Source organism: Mycobacterium sp. 852002-50816_SCH5313054-b (genome assembly GCF_001667185.1).
Taxonomy (GTDB): Bacteria; Actinomycetota; Actinomycetes; order Mycobacteriales; family Mycobacteriaceae; genus Mycobacterium.
The window spans coordinates 1-1,083 of sequence record NZ_LZIC01000043.1 but is presented as its reverse complement, the minus strand read 5'-3'; the positions used below and the strand labels follow the sequence as shown (position 1 = coordinate 1,083).

The following is a 1,083-nucleotide window of genomic DNA, read 5'->3' as shown; positions in this document are numbered from 1 at the left end:
GTGTGGGACGTGATCGTCGTGGGCACCGGCATGGGCGGCGGGATGCTGGGCTACTCGCTGGCCCGCTCGGGCCGGCGGGTGCTGTTCGTCGAAAAGGGCCGCTCGACACTGCCCGGCACGGCCGGCACGATCCGCGCGGCCATGCCCGAACTGGCCGAACCCCGCGCGGCCCGCTCGGCACAGACCTACTACGACGCCCTGGCCCGCGCCGGACGCAGCACCGACGAGATCGAAGACATCAGCGGGCCGCGCCCCAAGCGGTTCGTGCCGTTCATCGGCAGCGGCACCGGCGGCTCCTCGGCCCTCTACGGCATGGTCTGCGAACGATTCTTCGCCCAAGACTTCACCCCCCGCCAAAACTTCCGCGACCCCGGGGATTCCACCGTGCCCGAGGCCTGGCCGATCACCTACGACCAGCTCAGCCCCTGGTACGCCCAAGCCGAAAAACTGCTCGGCGTGCGCGGCGCGCGCGATCCCCTGCGCCCGGAAGCCGCCGCCGGTTTGCCCGCGGCCCCGCCGTTTTCACCCGACAACCAGCCCTTGGTCGACCATTTGGCCGGCCGCGGCCTGCACCCCTACCACCTGCCGATGGCCTGCGATTACACCGAGGGGTGCCCCACCTGCCAGGCCCATCTTTGTCCGCGGTCGTGCAAGAACGACGCCGCCCGCAACGGCGTGCTGCCCGCCGTCACCGAGCACGGCGCGCAGCTGCTGGACCAGTGCCGGGTCGTCCGTCTGGAGGCCGACCGCACCCAGGTGCAGCAGGTGATCGCCCAGCATCGCTCCGACATGCTGGCACTGAAAGGCAAAGTGGTGGTGCTGGCCGCCGGCGCCCTGGCCACCCCGGTGTTGTTGCTGAACTCCCGCTCCGGTGACTGGCCGCGCGGACTGGCCAACGGCTCAGACGTCGTGGGCCGCAACCTGATGCGCCACCTGCTCGAGCCGATCGAGATCTGGCCAAACCCGAAACGCCGAATCATGGCCGCCAACAAGGAGATCGGCCTCAACGACTTCTACTTCTGCGAGGGGCAGAAATACGGCACCCTGCAGTCCTTCGGCGAGATACCGCCCATGGAGTGGCTG

General features: G+C 69.5%; 1 protein-coding gene. It reads left to right on the top strand.

Annotation, left to right across the window (positions count from 1 at the left end; all coding sequences use genetic code 11):
* Window positions 1–1,083, top strand: a 1,083-nt coding sequence (locus A5787_RS08690; RefSeq protein ID WP_369829097.1) for a GMC family oxidoreductase N-terminal domain-containing protein, incomplete at both ends; no start/stop codon positions are given.